Raw genomic sequence first — 16,411 nt, forward strand, 5'->3', positions numbered from 1 at the left:
AGTAGCTCTCTTTCGTCGTCGGTCAGTCGGCCCAGGACGTGGGGGAGGTCGGGGAGGGCAGCGATGGCGGGGCGCCCGCCTGTCGCACGATCCGCACCTGGGGAGCGGGACGCCGGGCCGACAGGCGGCGGGCCGCGTGCCGGCACCACAGCCCCCACAGGGCGATGCCGGGAGCGAGGTCGTCGCCCGCGTACCAGGCGAACTCGCGACGTCGGCGAAGACGCAGTGCCGTCAGCGGCGCGTAGTTCTCGACGACGAAGTCCCGGCCCGGCTGGGGGTCTCCGGTGACGACCGGGCGGTGCGTCAGATCCAGATGCAGGGACCGGACGACATCCACTCCGGCGGTGTCCGCGAAGAGCCGGAACTGGGCGCCGGGGCGCGGATTGAAGTCGAGCAGATGGTAGGCGTTGGTCGTGCCGTCCAGGCGGAAGTCGAGGTCGAAGATCCCCCGGAAGCCGAGCGTGGACACCAGGCGTTCTCCCAGCGCCTGCACCTCCGGGTTCGGAACCCAGCTCCCCACGGTGGTCAGACCCGCGCCCCGAGGCCAGGCACGCTGCTTGCGGCCGGAGCCCCCGCCGCGTACCGCGCCGTTCCGGTCGACGTACCCGTGGGCGAACCAGTCACGGCCCGGTGCCGGGGGCAGATACGCCTGGAGCAGCAGTCGGCTGTCCGCCTCGTCCGTGCGGCGGAACAGCGCCTGAGCCTCCTCCGGCGAACGCAGCACCACCGTGCTGCGCAGTCCCGACCCCGGGGGCAGCCGCCACGGCCGGCTCCACTTCGCCACCACGGGCAGCCCCAGCTGCCGGGCGAACGCGGCTGCCTGGTCGGCGCTGCCGGGCACCAGGGTCATCGGATGCGGGATGCCCAAGCGGCCGCACACGGTGGCGAGTTCCGCCTTGTCGGCCACCCGCTCGGCGAGACCGACGGGCTGGTCGGGGAGGAGATAGTCCTCCTTGAGGTCCGCGCCCAGGCGGGACACGGCGATGGCGCTCGCGTCGTCCATGGGGACGAGGACCGAACGCCGGCCGATCCGGGCGGCGACCTGGCGCAGAACGGCGGCGACCTTCGCGACCGACGCGCCCGGCGACGGCGGGGCGTGCGTGCCGGACACGTAGCGCGATCGGGCGTGGGGGGTGCCGACGGAGTCGGCGACCATGTGCACCTCCACGCCGGCTCGGCCCAGGGTGCGTACGGCTCCCAGCGTTCCGTGGTGGAAGGGATTCGGATCGATCCGCAGCAGAACGGCGGGGACGCGGGTGTCCAGTGATGTCATGAACATTCCTTTCAGGTCTTGGGTGGTCCGTCCGCCCATACGGGTGACGGGGCCGACCGGACGACGGAGCGTCGGCTGGCGAAGCTCGCATTCATATGACTGTGTGTCAGTAGGTAAAGAAGCTGAGCGTCTGGCGTGACAGCAGTAGGAACGGCGCAGGACCCGAGGAGAGGAATGGACATGGCCCCTCAACGGTGGCGACGCCACAGCGGACGGTTGGTGTGCGTCTCGGCCGGTGTCCTCGCACTGGTCCTGCTCGTATCGGCCCCCGGGAACGCCGTTGGCGGAGGGAGTGCGCGAGTCGGTGACTCTCCGGTGACCGGCCCGTCCGCGCCGCCGACACCGAGAGGCGCGACCGAGCCGGTCGCGACGTCCTCGCCACCGAGGGCACCCTCGCGACCCCCGGCCGTGCCATCGGCTCCGGGCGGAACACCCGTTCCCGCCAAGCCGACCCCGAGCACCCCCGCCGCCGGGGGCGCCGGTCCCGCGGAGAGCTACCCGGCCTTCGGCGCCTACCTCGACTACGGCCCGTTGGGTATGGCCCGGATCGCCTGGCTCAGCGACTGGCTGGACGGAGCAGAGCTGCGGGTGGGGCACACGTATCTGCCGGGCGACCGGTGGAGCAACATCGAGGGCCGGCCGAACTTCCTGGAGGCGTGGGCGGACTGGCGGCGGGAGAAGGCCGACCGGATGTTCGTCCTCAACGTGCCCATGCTGGAACGCAACGAGGAAGGACTCTCCGACGCCGAGGTCCGCGGGTTGCTGAGGCGCGGGGCGGCGGGCGAATTCGACCGCCACTTCCGCAGGCTGGCGGAGCGGCTGGTCGAGCTACGGGTACCGGACACCGTCATCGTGCTCGGCTGGGAAATGAACGGCATCACGTACACCCATCGCTGCGGGCCCGACCCGGAGAACTGGAAGAGGTACTGGAACAGGATCGTCACCACCATGCGGTCCGTCCCGGGCCAGAAGTTCACGTTCGACTGGACGCCCAACCGCGGCCGGGACGCCATCCCCTGGACCGAGTGCTATCCGGGAGACGCCACAGTCGACATCATCGGCATGGACGCCTACGACCAGCCGCGCGGACTGTCCTTCCACGAACAGGTGACGGAGCCGTACGGGCTCCGGGCGCACGTGCGGTTCGCGAAGGCCCACGGCAAGCCCATCTCGTACGCCGAATGGGGGCTGTTCCGCAACGGGGACAACCCCGAGTACATGAAGGGCATGCTCGCCTGGATGGACAAGCACAAACCGCTCTACAACACGCTCACCGACTACTGCCCGCACGGGGTGTGGCAGTGCACCACCAACCCCAAGGCGTCCGCTGTCTACCGGTCCCTGCTGTCGGGGCGCACCGACACCACGCCGAACCCGGTGCCGACCGCTCCCCAGCCCGTCCCACCCCTGCCCACCCAGCCGGTGCTCCCGCCCGACTGCACGCCGCTGGAGCTCGGGACCTGGGTCGAGCACTGGCTCGGCGGCAGGCTGTGCCTGCGCCTCGACTGGTGGTCGCCGCGCCGGTGACGAGGGGGCGGGCCGGTCACGGCCCGCCCCGCCCTGTTCCCTCCAACGACGGACCAGGCTCTTGCCCCAGCTGCGTCCGGCCGCGTCGTAGACGACCGCCGACAGCAGTGGCGCCGTACGCCGCCGGGAGAGCAGGAGCCGCTGGTTGGTGACGGTGTCCGGACGCCAGTGGAGTTTGTACGGCTCGGTCCCGCGCAGCATGCTCAGCACCTCGTGGTCGCCGCCACTCACGCGCTCGGCGCAGGACCGCAGCAGCATGGTGGAGATGTCCGCCTTCCGCTCCCGGAGCCGCGGATGGGCACCGTACAGATATCCGCCCGCCAGATGCCGCGACAGCAGTGTCACATCGACGGCGAGCACCTCGGCGCCGACGCGGAACTCGGTCACCACGGCGTCCCCGGACCTGGCCATCGTGCCGATCGAGCGCACCAGGTGCGTGTGGAACCGGGGCTGGAGGTGCTCCGCGGTCACCTTGCGGCCCTCCCACTGCAACCGGTGGAGGTCCAGCATGGTGCGCAGGGCGGTGTCCACCTCGTCGTGCGGTACGACACGCGGCTCGACGCCGAGAGCGTCGAGCTTGCGGATCTTGGCCCGGACCCGCTGTGCCCGGGCGGCGGACAACCGCGAGAGCAGCTCCTCCACCGGCCGGGCGGGCAGCTCCAGGCAGACCGAGTCGGTGCGCCGCCGCCGGGGGCCACGCCACCGGTCGTAGACGCGCTCCACCGCGGCGCCGGGCCGCACCTCGCGGAAGTCGATCGGCGCGGTGCGCGCGAGGGCGAACAGCCCCTCGGTCAGTGGCGCCGCCGCCCGGTCGGCGTACGCGTCGTCGATGAGGACGTCGGCGTAGTCGGAGATCGCGCCGCCGAGAGGAACGAGAGTGGGCAGCGGCAGCGCCGCCAGGGTCAGCGGAGCGGCGGCCAGCAGTTCCTCGTCCTTGCGCACCAGCACGATCCGGAGGCGACCGCGTCTGCCGTACGACTGCCACCACGAGTGGAGCCAGGCGTGGCTCTGGAACGGGGTGGCGGTGGCGCACCGCCGGTAGAGGCGGGTCCACGCGGGACCGAGCGCGGCGAACTCCCTTTCGTCGGTGCAGACCTCGGTGCTCAGGGCGCTGTCGGGGGCCATGTCGTCGGTGTCGTGGTCCCCGGTCCGGAGCGCGCCCGTCACCGCTGCCGGTGTGCGTCGGCAGCGGTGGCCGGACCCGGCACGGAGGCCGGCGGGAGCGCGCCCGCGGTGCGTCGGGGGCGCACCAGCAGGAACAGCCCGCCGAGCAGCCCGCCCGCGCTGGCGCCCACCAGGCCCGTCACCGTCAAAGACGCCGAGGACGCCTCCTGTGGCCTGGTGGCCCGCGCGAACTGCTGGAGCTCGACGTGCGTGCTGTCCTCGGCGACCTTCGCGTGCCGGGTCAGGGCGTTCGACACGGCGTTGGCCATGTCGACGGCGAGGTCGGGTCGGGTGGAGGTGGCCGAGACGGCGACCATCGGCGCGTCCGGCGAGGTCGCCGTACGTACGCTGTCCCGCAGCGTCTTGACGGGCACCCCCGCCCACACCTGTGCGTCCCCGAGCACCGCGAGCTGCGTGGCCACCCGACCGTACGCCTGGGCGAAGCCGAGGGCGGCCTGCGGGTCCGACTGCTCGGCGGGTACCGCGACGACATAGCTGGTCGCGGTGTAGTCCGGCGGGGTGACGAAGCCGAAAGCGGCGCCGATCGCCCCGCCGAGCAGGATGCCGACCGCGGGCAGCGACCACGGTGGTAGAGCCCTGATCCGGGTGAGCGGACCGGCCTCCTGGGGGTTCACCGAGGCCCGGCCGGGCGTACGGTCTGTCTGGTCGACGGTGTCGGTCATACGGAACTCACTCCCAAAGACGGACTTTCACAAGGCATGCCGGAGACGGCCGTGTACACGTCCATGAGCCGTGCGACGCTCCGCGTGATGCAGTAGTGGTGGGCGGCCGGGGCGACCGTCCGGGGGTGCGGGCCCCGGGAGCGGACATCGAGGAGGGCGGATGCGAAAGAGTCCGCGTCCCCCCTCACCCGCGTGGAGCCGCGCGCCGTGTCGGCGGACAGGTCCTCGACCGCGGGGCAGGAGACGTACAGCACGGGCAACCCGGCTGCCAGGGCCTCCACGACGGCCAGGCCGAACGCCTCCTCGACGCTGGGAGAGGCCAGGACGTCCATGGCGGCCAGCAGCGACGGCAGATCGGTGCCCGGGGAGCCACCCGGGGGCCGCTCACCGGTGAGCAGCATCCGGTCGGTGACCCCCGCCTGATGGGCGGCCCGCCGCAGCACGTTCTCCTGGGGGCCGCCGCCGACCAGCAACAGCCAGTAGTCCTTCGGGAGACGGGCGAGCGCGTGGACGAGGACCTCGAACCGCTTGCCCGGCGCGAGCCGTCCGACGCCGCCGACGACATACGCGTCCTCCGGCAGCCCGAGCCGTCTGCGGGTGTGTGCGCGCAGCGCGGGGTCGAAGCGGAAGCGGGTGAGGTCGATGCCGTTCGGCACGACCTCGATGCGCGGCGCGGGAACGCCCCACCGCCGCAGCCGTTCCGCGACGGTGGGGGACACCGCGACCGTGGTGCGGCCCAGGCGTTCACTGGCGAGGTACAGGGCACGGACCCCGGCGGAGAGGCGATGGCCCTCCATCTGGGAGGCGCCCAGGGAGTGCTCGGTGGCCACGACGGCCCGCACACCGGCCACCCGCGCGGCGGAACGGCCGTACACGCACGCCCGGTACAGATGCGTGTGCACGAGGTCGTAGCCACCCGTGCGGATCAGGCGCACGAGGCGGGGCAGGGCCGTCAGGTCGCGATTGCCGGCCATCCCCAGATGGGTGACACGTACGCCGTCGGCGGTGAGGCCGTCGGCGACCGGGCCCGGGTTGGTGAGCGTCACCACGTCACAGGCGACCGGCAGGTGCCGCAGCAGCAGCCGGAGTTGCTGCTCCGCGCCCCCGATCCCGAGGCCGGTGATGATGTGCAGGGCCTTCATCGTCCTCAGGCCCCCTCGACGGGGCGGCGGCGCATGCGGTGCAGCCGGTACTTCAGGAAGAGCCGGACGCCGGTGTCCTGCTCGCCGACATGGACGCGCGGCAGCGCGTACGGGCCGTTCAGAGGGGCGGGATCGATGGCGCAGGCGTACGCGTAGCCGGCGTCCCGTACGGTGTCGACGACCCGTTGGTCGATGGTGCCGTACGGGTAGCAGAAACCCTGGACGGGAGCGCCGATCAGGTCCGAGAGCAAGGTTCTGCTCCCGGCCACCTCGGCGCGCAGCGTCTCGTCGTCCGCCTTGGTGAGGTCGACATGGGTGAGTCCGTGCGAGCCGATCTCGATGCCCTCGACCGCGGCGGCCTGCAGAATGTCCCGCTTGCCCAGCAGGCGCTTGCGCGGGCCGAGCGGATCCCAGTCGTTCTGGCCGTCCAGCAGCCCCGGAAGGACGAACACGGTGGCACCGCACCCGTGGTCGCGCAGCAGCGGCAGCGCGCGGTCGAGAAAGTCCGCGTACCCGTCGTCGAAGGTGAGTCCCACCAGGTTCCGCCCCTGCCCTCGCGCATGGGCGGCGAGCAGGTCGGCCACACTGACTCCGCGCAGCCCCCGGCGGCGCAGCCAACCGAGTTGCCGGGCGAGGCGGTCGGGGGAGACGGTGATGCGGTACGGGTCGTCGGAGCAGTCGCCGACGGAGTGGTACATCGCCACCCAGAGCTTCCCGCCGAGGACGGGTCTGGTGCCGACGGGCGGATCGGTGGGGTCAGCGGTTACGGACATAGGGGAGCCTTCGTGTGACGGAATGGAGGGCGGGTGTGAAGCCGAAGGCCCCCAGGGCCCGGGCCGAGGCGACGAAGACCACGGTCACGACCGCGGTTCCGACGGCCAGTCCGGCCAGGGGGCTCTGCACGCGGCTCGCGCAGAACATGCCGACCGCGGCGGCCAGCACGGCGGCACGCACCGGTTTGCTCATCTCCACCACCACCTGCCGGACGCGGATCGGAACCCCGCGCCCGCCGATGCCGCCCAGCAGGAGCAGGGCCGTGACGGTGATGCCGGCGGCGTTGGCGGCGGCGATCCCGAGCACGCCCCAGCCGCCGGCCGTGGCGGCGCCGATCCATGAGGTCACGACGATCCCGGTGACCATGGCGACGAGCGGGTACCAGCTGGGACGCCGGGTGGAGAAGTACGAACGGATCAGCGCTCCCACCATCGCGTGTCCCAGCAGCCCAAGGGCGTAGACGCGCATCACGGCGGCCGTGGCGGCGGTGTCGTGGGCGGTGAACGCGCCGCGCTGGAAGAGACACGCGGTGATCTGCGGCGCACAGGCGACGATCACCGCGGCGCCGAACAGCACGATGCAGGAGACCAGCGCCAGGTCCTTCTCCACCCGACCCCGGGCCCGCTCGGCGTCGTCCTCCGCCAGCGCCTGCGCCACGATCGGGAAAGTGACGGTGCACAGCATCAGGGAGAACGTCATCGGGATCTGCGCGACCTTCTGCGCGTAGTTGAGGTGCGAGATGGCTCCGGCCGGGAGCGTGGAGCCGAGGAAGCGTTCGATGAGCACCTGGGACTGGCGGCACAGCCCGAAGAGGAGGACGGTGCTGACGAGAGCGAGATCCATCGGGCGCTCCGGCTCCGCGACTTCCACCACCGTGGCTGATTTCCGCCTCAGCTCCCGCAGAAGTGAGGGGAGTTGAATCAGAACCATCAGCCCGCCACCGATCGCGACGCCGATCGCCGCGGCGCGTACGCCCGAGCGTCCGCCGAGGACGAACATGGCCGTGATGATCCCGGTGTTGTACGCGACGTAGATCGCGGCGGGTGCCATGAACCGGCGGTGGGCCCGCAGCGTCGCGCTGCAGAATCCGGCCAGCCCGAAGGAGAGGACACAGGTCGACGTCAGCCGGGTGCAGTCCACCGCGAGCCCCGGGTCGGGCAGGCCGGGCGCGACCGCCTCCACCACGTAGGGCGCCCCGACGATCAGCAGCGCGGCCACCGCCATGAAGGCGAGCGTCAGCCGGGGCAGTGTGGTGGCGACCACCGAGCGGACCGGATCGCCGGGGGCGCCTCGTGCGCGGCGGACCACGGCCACGCTGATCATCGGCACCAGAACGATGGCGAGGCCGTCCTCGATGAGCAGCGTCGCGGCGAACTCGGGCACGGTCCAGGCGACCAGGAAGGCGTCCGTCTCGGGCCCGGCTCCGAACAGGTACGACAGTGCCTGGTCGCGCCCCAGGCCCAGCAACGACCCCACAGCCGTGAGCACGGCCGTGACGAGGGTCGCCTTGGCGAGGAAGCGGCTGGTCGGCTGGGCGACGGCAGCGGGCTCACCGGCGGCCCGGGCGGGGGGCACGTTCGCGGGGACCGTCGGGTCCCGGTCGGTCGTGTGGGGAGGCGTCACCGTCATGGCGTTCCGGCCCGCTCCGGTACGGCGGCCACGGCCCGCTCCTCGGCGGACGCACGGCCGGAGGACGTGGTGTCGGCGAGTGCCCACCACGCCACCAGTCCGAGGGCCACCGCGGTGAGCGCGGTCGAGGGGCCGCCGATGTCCGCGTACGTGAAGTCGACCAGCACCCACACGAGGACCCCGCACGCGACGAGCGCGCAGTCGAGCCCATGGGGGCCGCTCGGCTCACGCCGTACCCTCACCAGCCCTCGCGCCGCGCACGTCAGCAGGGCCAGCCAGCTTCCCACCAGCGTCAACAGCCCGATGAGCCCCTGCTCGCCCAGGACGAGGAGGTACATGTTGTGTGGGGACAGCAGGGGCTGTTTCCGGTAGAGGGTGCCGGCCCCCGCGATGTCGCTTCCGGACGACAGCGCCAGCGAGGCGTGTGTGTCCCGGTACTCGGGGAAGCCCTTCAGGCCCACGCCGGTCAGGGGCCGGTCGCGCCACATGTCGACGGCCGCCGTCCACATCGTGTACCGGTCGGTGACCGACTGGTCGGGGGTTTCGGTGACTTTCGTGATGCTGTTCATCCGTTCGTTGAGCACCGTTGAACCGATGCCGAGTCCGCCCACGACGAGCACGCTCAGGGCGGCCACCGCCGAGAACACGGTGACCGCCCGGCGCAGACCCGCCAGTACGACCTGCAATCCGCAGGCAGCCGCCGTGGCGATCCACGCGCCACGGCTGAACGAGACGGCGAGCGGCAGCGACAGCGCCACGGCGCAGAGCGTCGCCGCCGCCCGCTGCCCGGCGGTGTGCGGTCCGAGAGCGAGGCCCACCGCGCACACCAGCCCCAACGCCACCGTCGTCGCCATCCCCATGACGTCCGAGGCCCCGAAGGTCCCCACCGCCCGGATGTCCTCACCGGCGTACGAGGCACCGGTCCCGGTGACGTACTGGTGCACGCCCACGGCCCCCTGCCACAGCGCCAGCCCGACGAACGCCCAGGCGACCAGACGGAAGTCCGGTCGGCCCCGCACGCTCAGCAGTACCGCGGCCGGCACCAGCACGAAGATCTGCAGATACCGGACGAGGCCCAGGAGCCCGGACTCCGGTGCTGTCGTCCCGGCTGCCGCCAGGGCGAAGCCCACGACGGGCAGCCCCAGCACCAGGGCGGCCGTCCGGGACAGCGGGCGGCGCCGCTCCCGTACGAGACGGATCCCGCACCACAGCACCAGCACCCCGCAGACGGCGTCGGCCGCGGTCGCCCCGCCCGACGCGCCGGGGGGCACCGGCAGCGCGAGTATGGCGATCACCACCAGCACCAGGACGACGGACGAGATGTCTCTGGCAGGCAGCCGGATCACGGTTCAGCTCCCCGTGGGCCGGACGAGCGCGGCCGCCGTGCGCAGCAGGACACAGACGTCCTGCCACAGCGACCAGTCGTCGATGTACGCGTTGTCGAAGCGGGCGCGGTCCTCGATCGAGGTGTCACCGCGCAGCCCGTGGATCTGGGCGAGACCGGTGATGCCGGTCCGCATCCGGTGGCGGTCCGCGTAGCCCGGGTAGGTCTGGCCGAACTTGGTGACGAAGTAGGGCCGTTCGGGGCGAGGACCGACCAGGCTCATGTCGCCGCGCAGCACGTTCCACAGCTGGAGCAACTCGTCCAACGAGGTGCGCCGCAGGAAGCGGCAGAACCAGCGCATCTCCTGCTCGTCCGCCACACTCCACCGGGTCGCGGCCTCCCGCGCGTCGGCGGGGCGGTGCGTACGGAACTTGAACAGCGTGAAAGGCCGCCCGCCCTTGCCGATCCGCTCCTGTCGGAACACCACCCCCGGCCCCTCGCTCAGCCGCAGCACCACGGCGGTGGCCAACAGCAGCGGGCTGACCATGAGCAGCAAGGACCCGGAGACGACCATGTCCAGCGCCCGCTTCGCGAAGCCCTCATGGCGCTCCGTCATGCTGAGACGGCGGCACGGGAACCCGGCGAGACGCTCACTGCTCCGGTCGTACGACGGCGACTCCGCGTCCACCTGCCACAGCGCGCAACCCGCCTCGGCGAGCGCCCGGAGCAGCGGTTCGCGTTCGCCGCGCGGCCCCACGACGAGGACGGTCTGCACGCCGTTCTGGACGACGGCCCGTCGCACCTCCTCGTCCGTGGTGAGCACCGGCAGGCCATCGCCCCCGGCCGCCTGGTCCGCGACCACTCCCACGGGCCGCAGACCGCACCCCGGGCGTCGGAGGAACGCGGCGGCCACGCGCTGCGCGGTCGCCGTCGGCCCGACGACCAGGGCCGCACCGGGCCTGCGGGCGAGCGTCCGGCGCCGCTGCCAGTGAACCGTGCTCCGGCCCGCGCAGCTCAGGGCGGACTGAAGGGCACAGCCGAGGGCCATGGCGCCGAGGGAGAGGGAGTGGCCGGGGGAGGAGGCCGCCACCGCCGCCGCCAGTACGCTCCAGCAGACGACGACCCGTGCGCAGACGGCGGGCAACTCGTCGAGCAGGGCGGGTACGGCGGGCGGTCGGTAGAGCCGGGCCCGCGTGTTGAGGCACACCACGGCCAGCAGCACTCCGGCGACCAGCAGGGGATGCCCCGGCGTCCGCGTGTCGACGAGCAGGCGTGCGGAGACGAGTGCCGCGCCCGCGTCCACCGCGACCAGTGCGAGCCGGGAGAGACGTTGCCGTATGGCGGGACGTCGTGGCGGGAGACCGAAGCCGCTGCCGGCTCCGCGTGGAGTGATGACCGAGACGCTCGAGAACCCGTACTCCGGTGGCTCTCCGCCAGGGGAGGGGACGGTGCTTTCCGCAGTCACGTGAGGATTGACTTCCTGTACTCGGTGGATTTCCCGTACGGGGCCTGCCCGACGGACTCGGAGCCCGGTGCGGGGGCGCCGTGACAGGCACCTCCGCCCTCTTCCCCGCTGCTGTCGGCCAGCAGTTCGCGGTACACGTTCGTCACGGCTTCGGCCGTGTGCCGCACGTCGTGGGCCGTCAGGACGTGGTGGCGTCCCTGACGGCCGAGTGACTCGCGCCGTGCCGGGTCGCGCAGCAAGCCGGCGATCGTGCGGGCGAGCGCCGCCGGATCCTCGGGAGGCACGGGCCCCTGGCCCGGGGGCAGGCTCTCGCGGGCGCCGTCCACATCCGTGACCACGACCGGCCTGCCGCAGGCCATGGCCTCCAGCGGCGCCAGCGCCATGCCCTCCCAGCGGGACGGCAGGACGACGAGGTCGGCGGCCTGGTACCAGGGCACGGCATCGGCGGTGGCGCCGGCGAACAGCACCCCTTCGGGCGCGAGCCCTCGCAGCCGGTGTGCCTCCGGCCCGTCACCGACCAGCACGAGCCGGGCCCCCGGCACCTGCCGGACCACCGCGCTCCACGCCGCCAGCAGGATGTCCTGCCCCTTCTGCCGGCACAGCCGCCCCACACAGACGACCAGCGGCGCGTCGTGGCCACCGAGACCGGCGAGCAGCGGGATCCCGGCGCGTACGGCGCCGATGGACCCGGGGCGGAACCGCTCCGGGTCCACCCCGTTGGCGATCACCCGCCACCGGGCCCGCACTCCCGCCTGCTCCCCGGTGATCCGCTCGGCCTCGCTCACACAGACCACGTGGTCGGCCCAACGAGCGCCCCAGCGCTCCCACTTCATCGCGAGTGCGGCCGCGACCCCGCCGACCGCCTCGAACGACCAGGCGTGAGGCTGGAACACGGTCGGGATCCGCCCGCGTACGGCGAGCCGGGCGGCCAGTCCGGCCTTGGCGCTGTGCGCGTGGACCAGGTCCGGTTTCACGTCGGCGAGCACACGACGCAGACGTCGTACCTCGTGGAGAAGGGTGGGCCCGGGCGCACGTGTGGCGTGCCAGTGCCGTACGTGCGCGCCGAGTGCCTGGACGGCGGGTGCGAGACCACCGCCGGGGCAGGCGACGGTGACATGGAGCCCGTCGGCGAGTTGCACCCGCGACAGGTCCGTCACGACTCGGGCCACCCCACCTTCCACGGGCTGGGTGATGTGCAGGATGCGCGACGGACGGCCCGGCGGGGACGGATGCATGGGGGTTCCTTGGGCATGAGCACGGCCCGGGTCGGTGGCCGTCATGGTGTGGCGTCCAGGGCGACGAAGAGCACTCCCACCCAGGCGGCGTCCTGCTGCGAGGACATCCGGAACACGAGCCGGTCACCGCCGTGCCGGACCTGCTCGCTCATATCGAGGACGTCGGAGTCGTAACCGAGGGTGTTCGCATGGGCGGGAGAACGGTCGGGGCTGAGGGGGCCGGGTTCGCTGATCGTCGAGTTGAGGACGTCGTCCGGGGGGTTGGCCGCGTCACCCAACGGGATCGGCTGCCCGTCATCGACGGAAAGGTCGAGCGCGTCGCCGCCCGTCCCGCGGTCACCGTTGTAGGCGACCAGGCCGACCCACCCGTCCGCGCCCGCCGGGAACGTCATGCGAGGCAGCCTGACCACCTGGTCCTGCTCGGGCGCGAGTGTGGTGAAACCGTCCCACACCTCCAGATGCCGCAGTGGCTCCGACTCGTTCTCGTAGGCCACCACCAGCGTCCAACCGCCCCAGGCGCCGGCCGCCGAGCGGCCCATGGCCACATTGACCTGCGCCACGGTGTAGAGGCCGGGACCGCTGGAACGCACCAGCTTCGTGACATCCGCGGAAGCCTGGTACGCGTCCGCGCCCCGCGCCACGCGGTGCCCCACCACCGTGTCCGCGAGCACTTCCTTGTACGCGCCGCCGGGCTCCGCGATCAGGACCCGCTTGTTGCTCCTCGGCGGCTTCTGTTCCCCCACACGCAGGTTGCCGCCCCAGTACAGACGGGCGTACGTCACCCGCGCCCCCCTGGGCAGACGGACCTCGCCGCGGCTGGAGTTGTAGGTGTTGGGGTCGCTGTCGACATCGATGTAGAACATGTCGAAGTCGCCGTTCGCCGCCGCTCTGCCCTCGCGTGCGGCCAGGCACGAGGAAGCGTCCGCGCTCAAGGGGGCCGTACGGCAGGTGATGGACGAGTTGGCGGCGCGGACGATGCCACCGTGCCGCACCACGTGGTAGCGCTGCTGAAACGGCAGGCTCGCCGCCTCGGTCGACGGCGCGGTGGACGTGGCCGTCGCGGGGGCGCCGGGTGTCAGGAGCGGAGCGAGGGCGCAGCAGCACACGATGACGCGGCGCAGCAGAAGACCCGGGTTATGGCGCATGACCGGCGGTGCCCTTTCGGGATGCTTGGCGGCCGAGGTGCGCCCCGACCGGTGCACAGCGGCATCAGCCGCGGAGAACCGTCACCGTATCGGTCAAACCACACGTACCGGTGAAACCAGACATGCGTGTCGAAATAACAAAACCTTGGACTTAACGGATCACCCTTTCGGCGGCACAACTCCGGTGCGGGCCACGCGTTGATCGGACGTCGGGCGCACCGCCCGGATGTACCGCGTCACTACCAAGGAGCACTTCCCCATGTCGCGTATCGCGAAGGGCCTGGCCCTGACCTCCGTTGCCGCCACCGCCGTGGTGGGAACCGCCGGCATCGCCGCTGCCGACAGCGGCGCGAAGGGTGTCGCCGCCCACTCCCCGGGTGTGCTGTCGGGCAACGCCATCGAGGTCCCGATCCACATCCCGATCAACATCTGCGGCAACAGCGTCAACATCCTCGTCGGTGTACTGAACCCGGCGTTCGGCAACACCTGCATCAACCGCTGACGCAGCCCCGGCTCCCGGCCGTCCTCCCCGAGTGGGAGGGCGGCCGGTTCGCGTGGCCGTACCGAGGGGTGACTGACTACTTTCGGCTATGTATTAGTTGCGCATGGTGATGGGCGATTGAACGGTGAGAGCAGAAGCTGCCTCACCGATCGAAGGGAAACACCCATGCGTGCTCCATCCGTTCGGCGCCTCGCGTCGTCGTCCCTCTGCGCCGCACTGGTGCTGGGCATCACCGCTCCCGCCGCCTCGGCGAGCGACCGCGACTCGAGTCATGACCGCACCCGGGTGACGGCCCCCGTCCCCGCCGCGGATGCGCTGATGACGCAAGTCGAGTCGCTGGACGACCTCACCCGCGCGCTGAAGCCGGTCACCGCGCTGCTCACTTCCGTCCTCCGGCAGGACGACGGTCAGCTGTCCGCCACGCAGGCGGCCCGGCTGGGCGGCGACGTCAAGAAGGCCCTTGCCGAACTCGCTCCCGGGGCTCCGCCGGCCCCGCCCGCCAAGCCGACCGCGCCTGGTGCCTCCGAACCCGTCAAGCCCACGAAACCCGGCAACTCGACCAAGCCCGTCAGGCCCGCCAAGCCCGCCAAGCCCGCGAAGCCCGCGAAGCCCATCGTCCCGGCCCCGGTGACCGGGCCGGGGGGAACGACGGTGCCGCGGCTCTGGACCTCGCCCGCGCTGTCCCTGCCCGGCGGAAGCGTCGCGCACGACCGGAACCCGATCGACCTCGAGCGCGCCGCGGTGGCCGACCTTCAGGAGAAGGTGAACGCCCTGCTCAGAGCCGCTACCTCTGGTGATCGTGCCCAGGTGACGCCCGCGGTCCGAGGCGTGCTGACCGGGACGGTCAACGTGGTGACCGCCGGTCTGGTCGGCGGCGGCCTACCGAAGGCGAGCCTGCCCGGTCTGGCCCCGCTGCAGCCGTCGGCCGGTGCCCCACGACCCTCCTGACGACCGTGGAGAGTCATCCCTCTCCCGCGAGGAGCGGCGCCTGAGGCGAAGCAGGCGCCGCCGTCGGGTCGACCTTCCCGGGCTTCCGGCTCCGATCGAGCAGGACCCCTTCACGGTCGGCCCGACGGCTTTTCACGCGCTCATCGATTCACCGGCACCGATCTCATAGGAGAATGTGACGCACCATTCGTTCGGGTGAGTTGTGCAATCCCCCACGCTCACGCGGTTTCTGCGGCGACCGGGGCTCGTTGGGCAGAGGGCAGGCGGATGCTCGGTCATTCCTCGCCTGTCGTGAATTGCCCCCGATCACATGAGTCGCCGAAAGGACATGCCTACAATGAATCCGCTGAAGGCCGCTGCTGTCGTCGCCGGTTCCCTCGCCATCGCCGGCGCGGCCGTTCCCGCACACGCCCAGAGCACGGACCTCACGCCCGCCAGTCTCGCCGGCGCCATGAACAGCATCAGCAAGAGCTCGATCGACGTCGTCCCGATGCGGAACCAGTCGAACGCGCTCGACACGGAGAACAAGGGCTCCGTACTCAACGCGGTGAAGGACACGACGAACGCCCTCAATGCGAAGGGCGGCCCCACCAAGCTGCTGGGCGGTCTGCCCCTCCAGCGCTGATCGGCTCACGGGAAGCGGTGGCGTGACCCGCTCTCCTTGCATCCGAGCACGGGGAAATGATCCCGCCCGGACGAATCGCCCGCGCGGGCTTTCAGGGCCGACTCACGTCATGGGGTTGAGTCGGCCCTCAATGCTGTCCGCGAGTTGTACCCGAACGCGCCGATTAAGCTGCCGCCGTGAACTCGATGAGCGCCGTAATGCGCCCTTTTCGCACCGTTGGCCTTGCCGCATTGGTCGATGTCCTCCCGACCCGTGACCGGCGCTCCTGATGGCGTCGGCGGCGCGGGCCGGCGGGGCGGCCGGTACCCATGAGCGCTCCCAGTGGAGGAAAGGCGCCCACCGTGGGCTCGCCCTGCTGCTGGTGATCACGGGCGCGGCCGGGCTGCTGGCCTCCTGGATCATCACGATCGACAAGTTCAAGCTGCTGGAGGACCCCACCTTCACACCTGGGTGCAGCCTGAATCCCGTCGTCTCCTGCGGCAACGTCATGGAGAGCGACCAGGCTTCGGCCTTCGGGTTTCCCAACCCGATGCTGGGCCTGGTGACGTACGGCGTCGTCATCTGCGTCGGCGTGAGTCTGTGGGCCGGGGCGGAGTTTCCACGCTGGTACTGGCTCACCCTGAACGCCGGGATGTTCTTCGGTGTCGGCTTCTGTACCTGGCTGCAGTTCCAGTCCCTGTACCGGATCAACGCCCTGTGCCTGTGGTGCTGTCTGGCCTGGGCCGCCACGATCGTCATGTTCTGGTACGTGACGTCCTTCAACGTGCGGCACCGATTCCTGCCGGCGCCAGGCGCGTTGCGGGAATTGCTCAGGGAGTTCACCTGGGTCCTCGTGGTCGTACACACGGGAGTCATCGGCATGCTGGTGCTGACTCGGTGGTGGGATTTCTGGACCAGCTGAAGTGGTTTCCGGCCTCTGAAATGGGGCGACTACAGGTCGGCTTCCCTCGTTTGTCGTAACTTCTGGCCATCCGA

At 71.4% G+C, this 16,411-nt stretch carries 14 protein-coding genes and 1 pseudogene; 5 read left to right on the forward strand and 10 right to left on the reverse strand.

What is annotated here, in order from left to right; translation table 11 throughout:
• Positions 1 to 22 precede the first annotated feature (22 nt).
• Entirely contained in the window at positions 23 to 1,273 is a 1,251-nt protein-coding gene (locus SMA5143A_RS18190) for a carboxylate--amine ligase (protein WP_107463970.1), read from the reverse strand.
• Positions 1,274 to 1,453: 180 nt separating this feature from the next.
• Between SMA5143A_RS18190 and SMA5143A_RS18195 the strand changes: the two genes are divergently transcribed.
• Complete coding sequence (locus tag SMA5143A_RS18195) at positions 1,454 to 2,800, forward strand: glycoside hydrolase family 26 protein (RefSeq protein WP_181361915.1); 1,347 nt, start codon at positions 1,454 to 1,456, stop codon at positions 2,798 to 2,800.
• A gap of 21 nt (positions 2,801 to 2,821) precedes the next feature.
• On the opposite strand, the pseudogene SMA5143A_RS18200 reads toward SMA5143A_RS18195, so the two are convergent.
• The 9 genes and pseudogenes from SMA5143A_RS18200 to SMA5143A_RS18240 all read right to left on the reverse strand — a co-directional run.
• Positions 2,822 to 3,925 (reverse strand): annotated as a pseudogene (locus tag SMA5143A_RS18200) (GNAT family N-acetyltransferase); the annotation flags it as partial.
• Positions 3,926 to 3,963: 38 nt separating this feature from the next.
• Positions 3,964 to 4,647, reverse strand: a complete 684-nt coding sequence (locus tag SMA5143A_RS18205; RefSeq protein ID WP_258193591.1) for a lipopolysaccharide biosynthesis protein — start codon at positions 4,645 to 4,647, stop codon at positions 3,964 to 3,966.
• Positions 4,644 to 5,789: a glycosyltransferase gene (locus tag SMA5143A_RS18210; protein ID WP_107463971.1), complete on the reverse strand. Its 1,146-nt coding sequence runs from the start codon at positions 5,787 to 5,789 to the stop codon at positions 4,644 to 4,646. Before SMA5143A_RS18210 ends, SMA5143A_RS18205 begins: the two co-directional genes overlap by 4 nt.
• Positions 5,790 to 5,794: 5 nt before the next feature.
• Positions 5,795 to 6,562 carry a polysaccharide deacetylase family protein gene (locus SMA5143A_RS18215; RefSeq protein WP_375136504.1) on the reverse strand — a complete coding sequence of 256 codons (768 nt, stop codon included), beginning with the start codon at positions 6,560 to 6,562 and terminating at the stop codon, positions 5,795 to 5,797.
• On the reverse strand, positions 6,546 to 8,192 hold the full coding sequence (murJ, locus tag SMA5143A_RS18220; RefSeq protein ID WP_107463972.1) for a murein biosynthesis integral membrane protein MurJ: 1,647 nt from the start codon (positions 8,190 to 8,192) through the stop codon (positions 6,546 to 6,548). The genes SMA5143A_RS18215 and murJ overlap by 17 nt, the downstream gene beginning before the upstream one ends.
• Positions 8,189 to 9,538, reverse strand: coding sequence for an O-antigen ligase family protein (locus tag SMA5143A_RS18225; protein WP_258193592.1), 1,350 nt, complete (start codon positions 9,536 to 9,538; stop codon positions 8,189 to 8,191). The genes murJ and SMA5143A_RS18225 overlap by 4 nt, the downstream gene beginning before the upstream one ends.
• A 3-nt stretch (positions 9,539 to 9,541) precedes the next feature.
• Positions 9,542 to 10,981 (reverse strand): sugar transferase, encoded by a 1,440-nt coding sequence (locus SMA5143A_RS18230; protein ID WP_107463973.1) that lies wholly within the window; start codon positions 10,979 to 10,981, stop codon positions 9,542 to 9,544.
• Positions 10,978 to 12,216, reverse strand: a complete 1,239-nt coding sequence (locus SMA5143A_RS18235) for a glycosyltransferase family 4 protein (RefSeq protein ID WP_107463974.1) — start codon at positions 12,214 to 12,216, stop codon at positions 10,978 to 10,980. The genes SMA5143A_RS18230 and SMA5143A_RS18235 overlap by 4 nt, the downstream gene beginning before the upstream one ends.
• A 41-nt stretch (positions 12,217 to 12,257) precedes the next feature.
• A complete protein-coding gene (locus SMA5143A_RS18240; RefSeq protein WP_107463975.1) occupies positions 12,258 to 13,361 on the reverse strand; it encodes a DUF3344 domain-containing protein in 1,104 nt (367 codons plus the stop codon).
• A 259-nt stretch (positions 13,362 to 13,620) separates the two neighbouring features.
• On the opposite strand from SMA5143A_RS18240, the gene SMA5143A_RS18245 reads away from it, so the two are divergent.
• The 4 genes from SMA5143A_RS18245 to SMA5143A_RS18260 all read left to right on the forward strand — a co-directional run bounded on the left by SMA5143A_RS18245 (position 13,621) and on the right by SMA5143A_RS18260 (position 16,337).
• Positions 13,621 to 13,863, forward strand: coding sequence for a chaplin (locus SMA5143A_RS18245; protein WP_107463976.1), 243 nt, complete (start codon positions 13,621 to 13,623; stop codon positions 13,861 to 13,863).
• Positions 13,864 to 14,028: 165 nt separating this feature from the next.
• Positions 14,029 to 14,811, forward strand: a complete 783-nt coding sequence (locus SMA5143A_RS18250; RefSeq protein WP_107463977.1) for a hypothetical protein — start codon at positions 14,029 to 14,031, stop codon at positions 14,809 to 14,811.
• A 337-nt stretch (positions 14,812 to 15,148) separates the two neighbouring features.
• Positions 15,149 to 15,436 (forward strand): hypothetical protein, encoded by a 288-nt coding sequence (locus SMA5143A_RS18255; RefSeq protein ID WP_107463978.1) that lies wholly within the window; start codon positions 15,149 to 15,151, stop codon positions 15,434 to 15,436.
• 268 nt (positions 15,437 to 15,704) lie between these two features.
• On the forward strand, positions 15,705 to 16,337 hold the full coding sequence (locus tag SMA5143A_RS18260; RefSeq protein ID WP_107463979.1) for a vitamin K epoxide reductase family protein: 633 nt from the start codon (positions 15,705 to 15,707) through the stop codon (positions 16,335 to 16,337).
• Positions 16,338 to 16,411: the final 74 nt, after the last annotated feature.

The sequence above is a fragment of the Streptomyces sp. MA5143a genome (assembly GCF_900290235.1).
Lineage (GTDB): Bacteria > Actinomycetota > Actinomycetes > Streptomycetales > Streptomycetaceae > Streptomyces.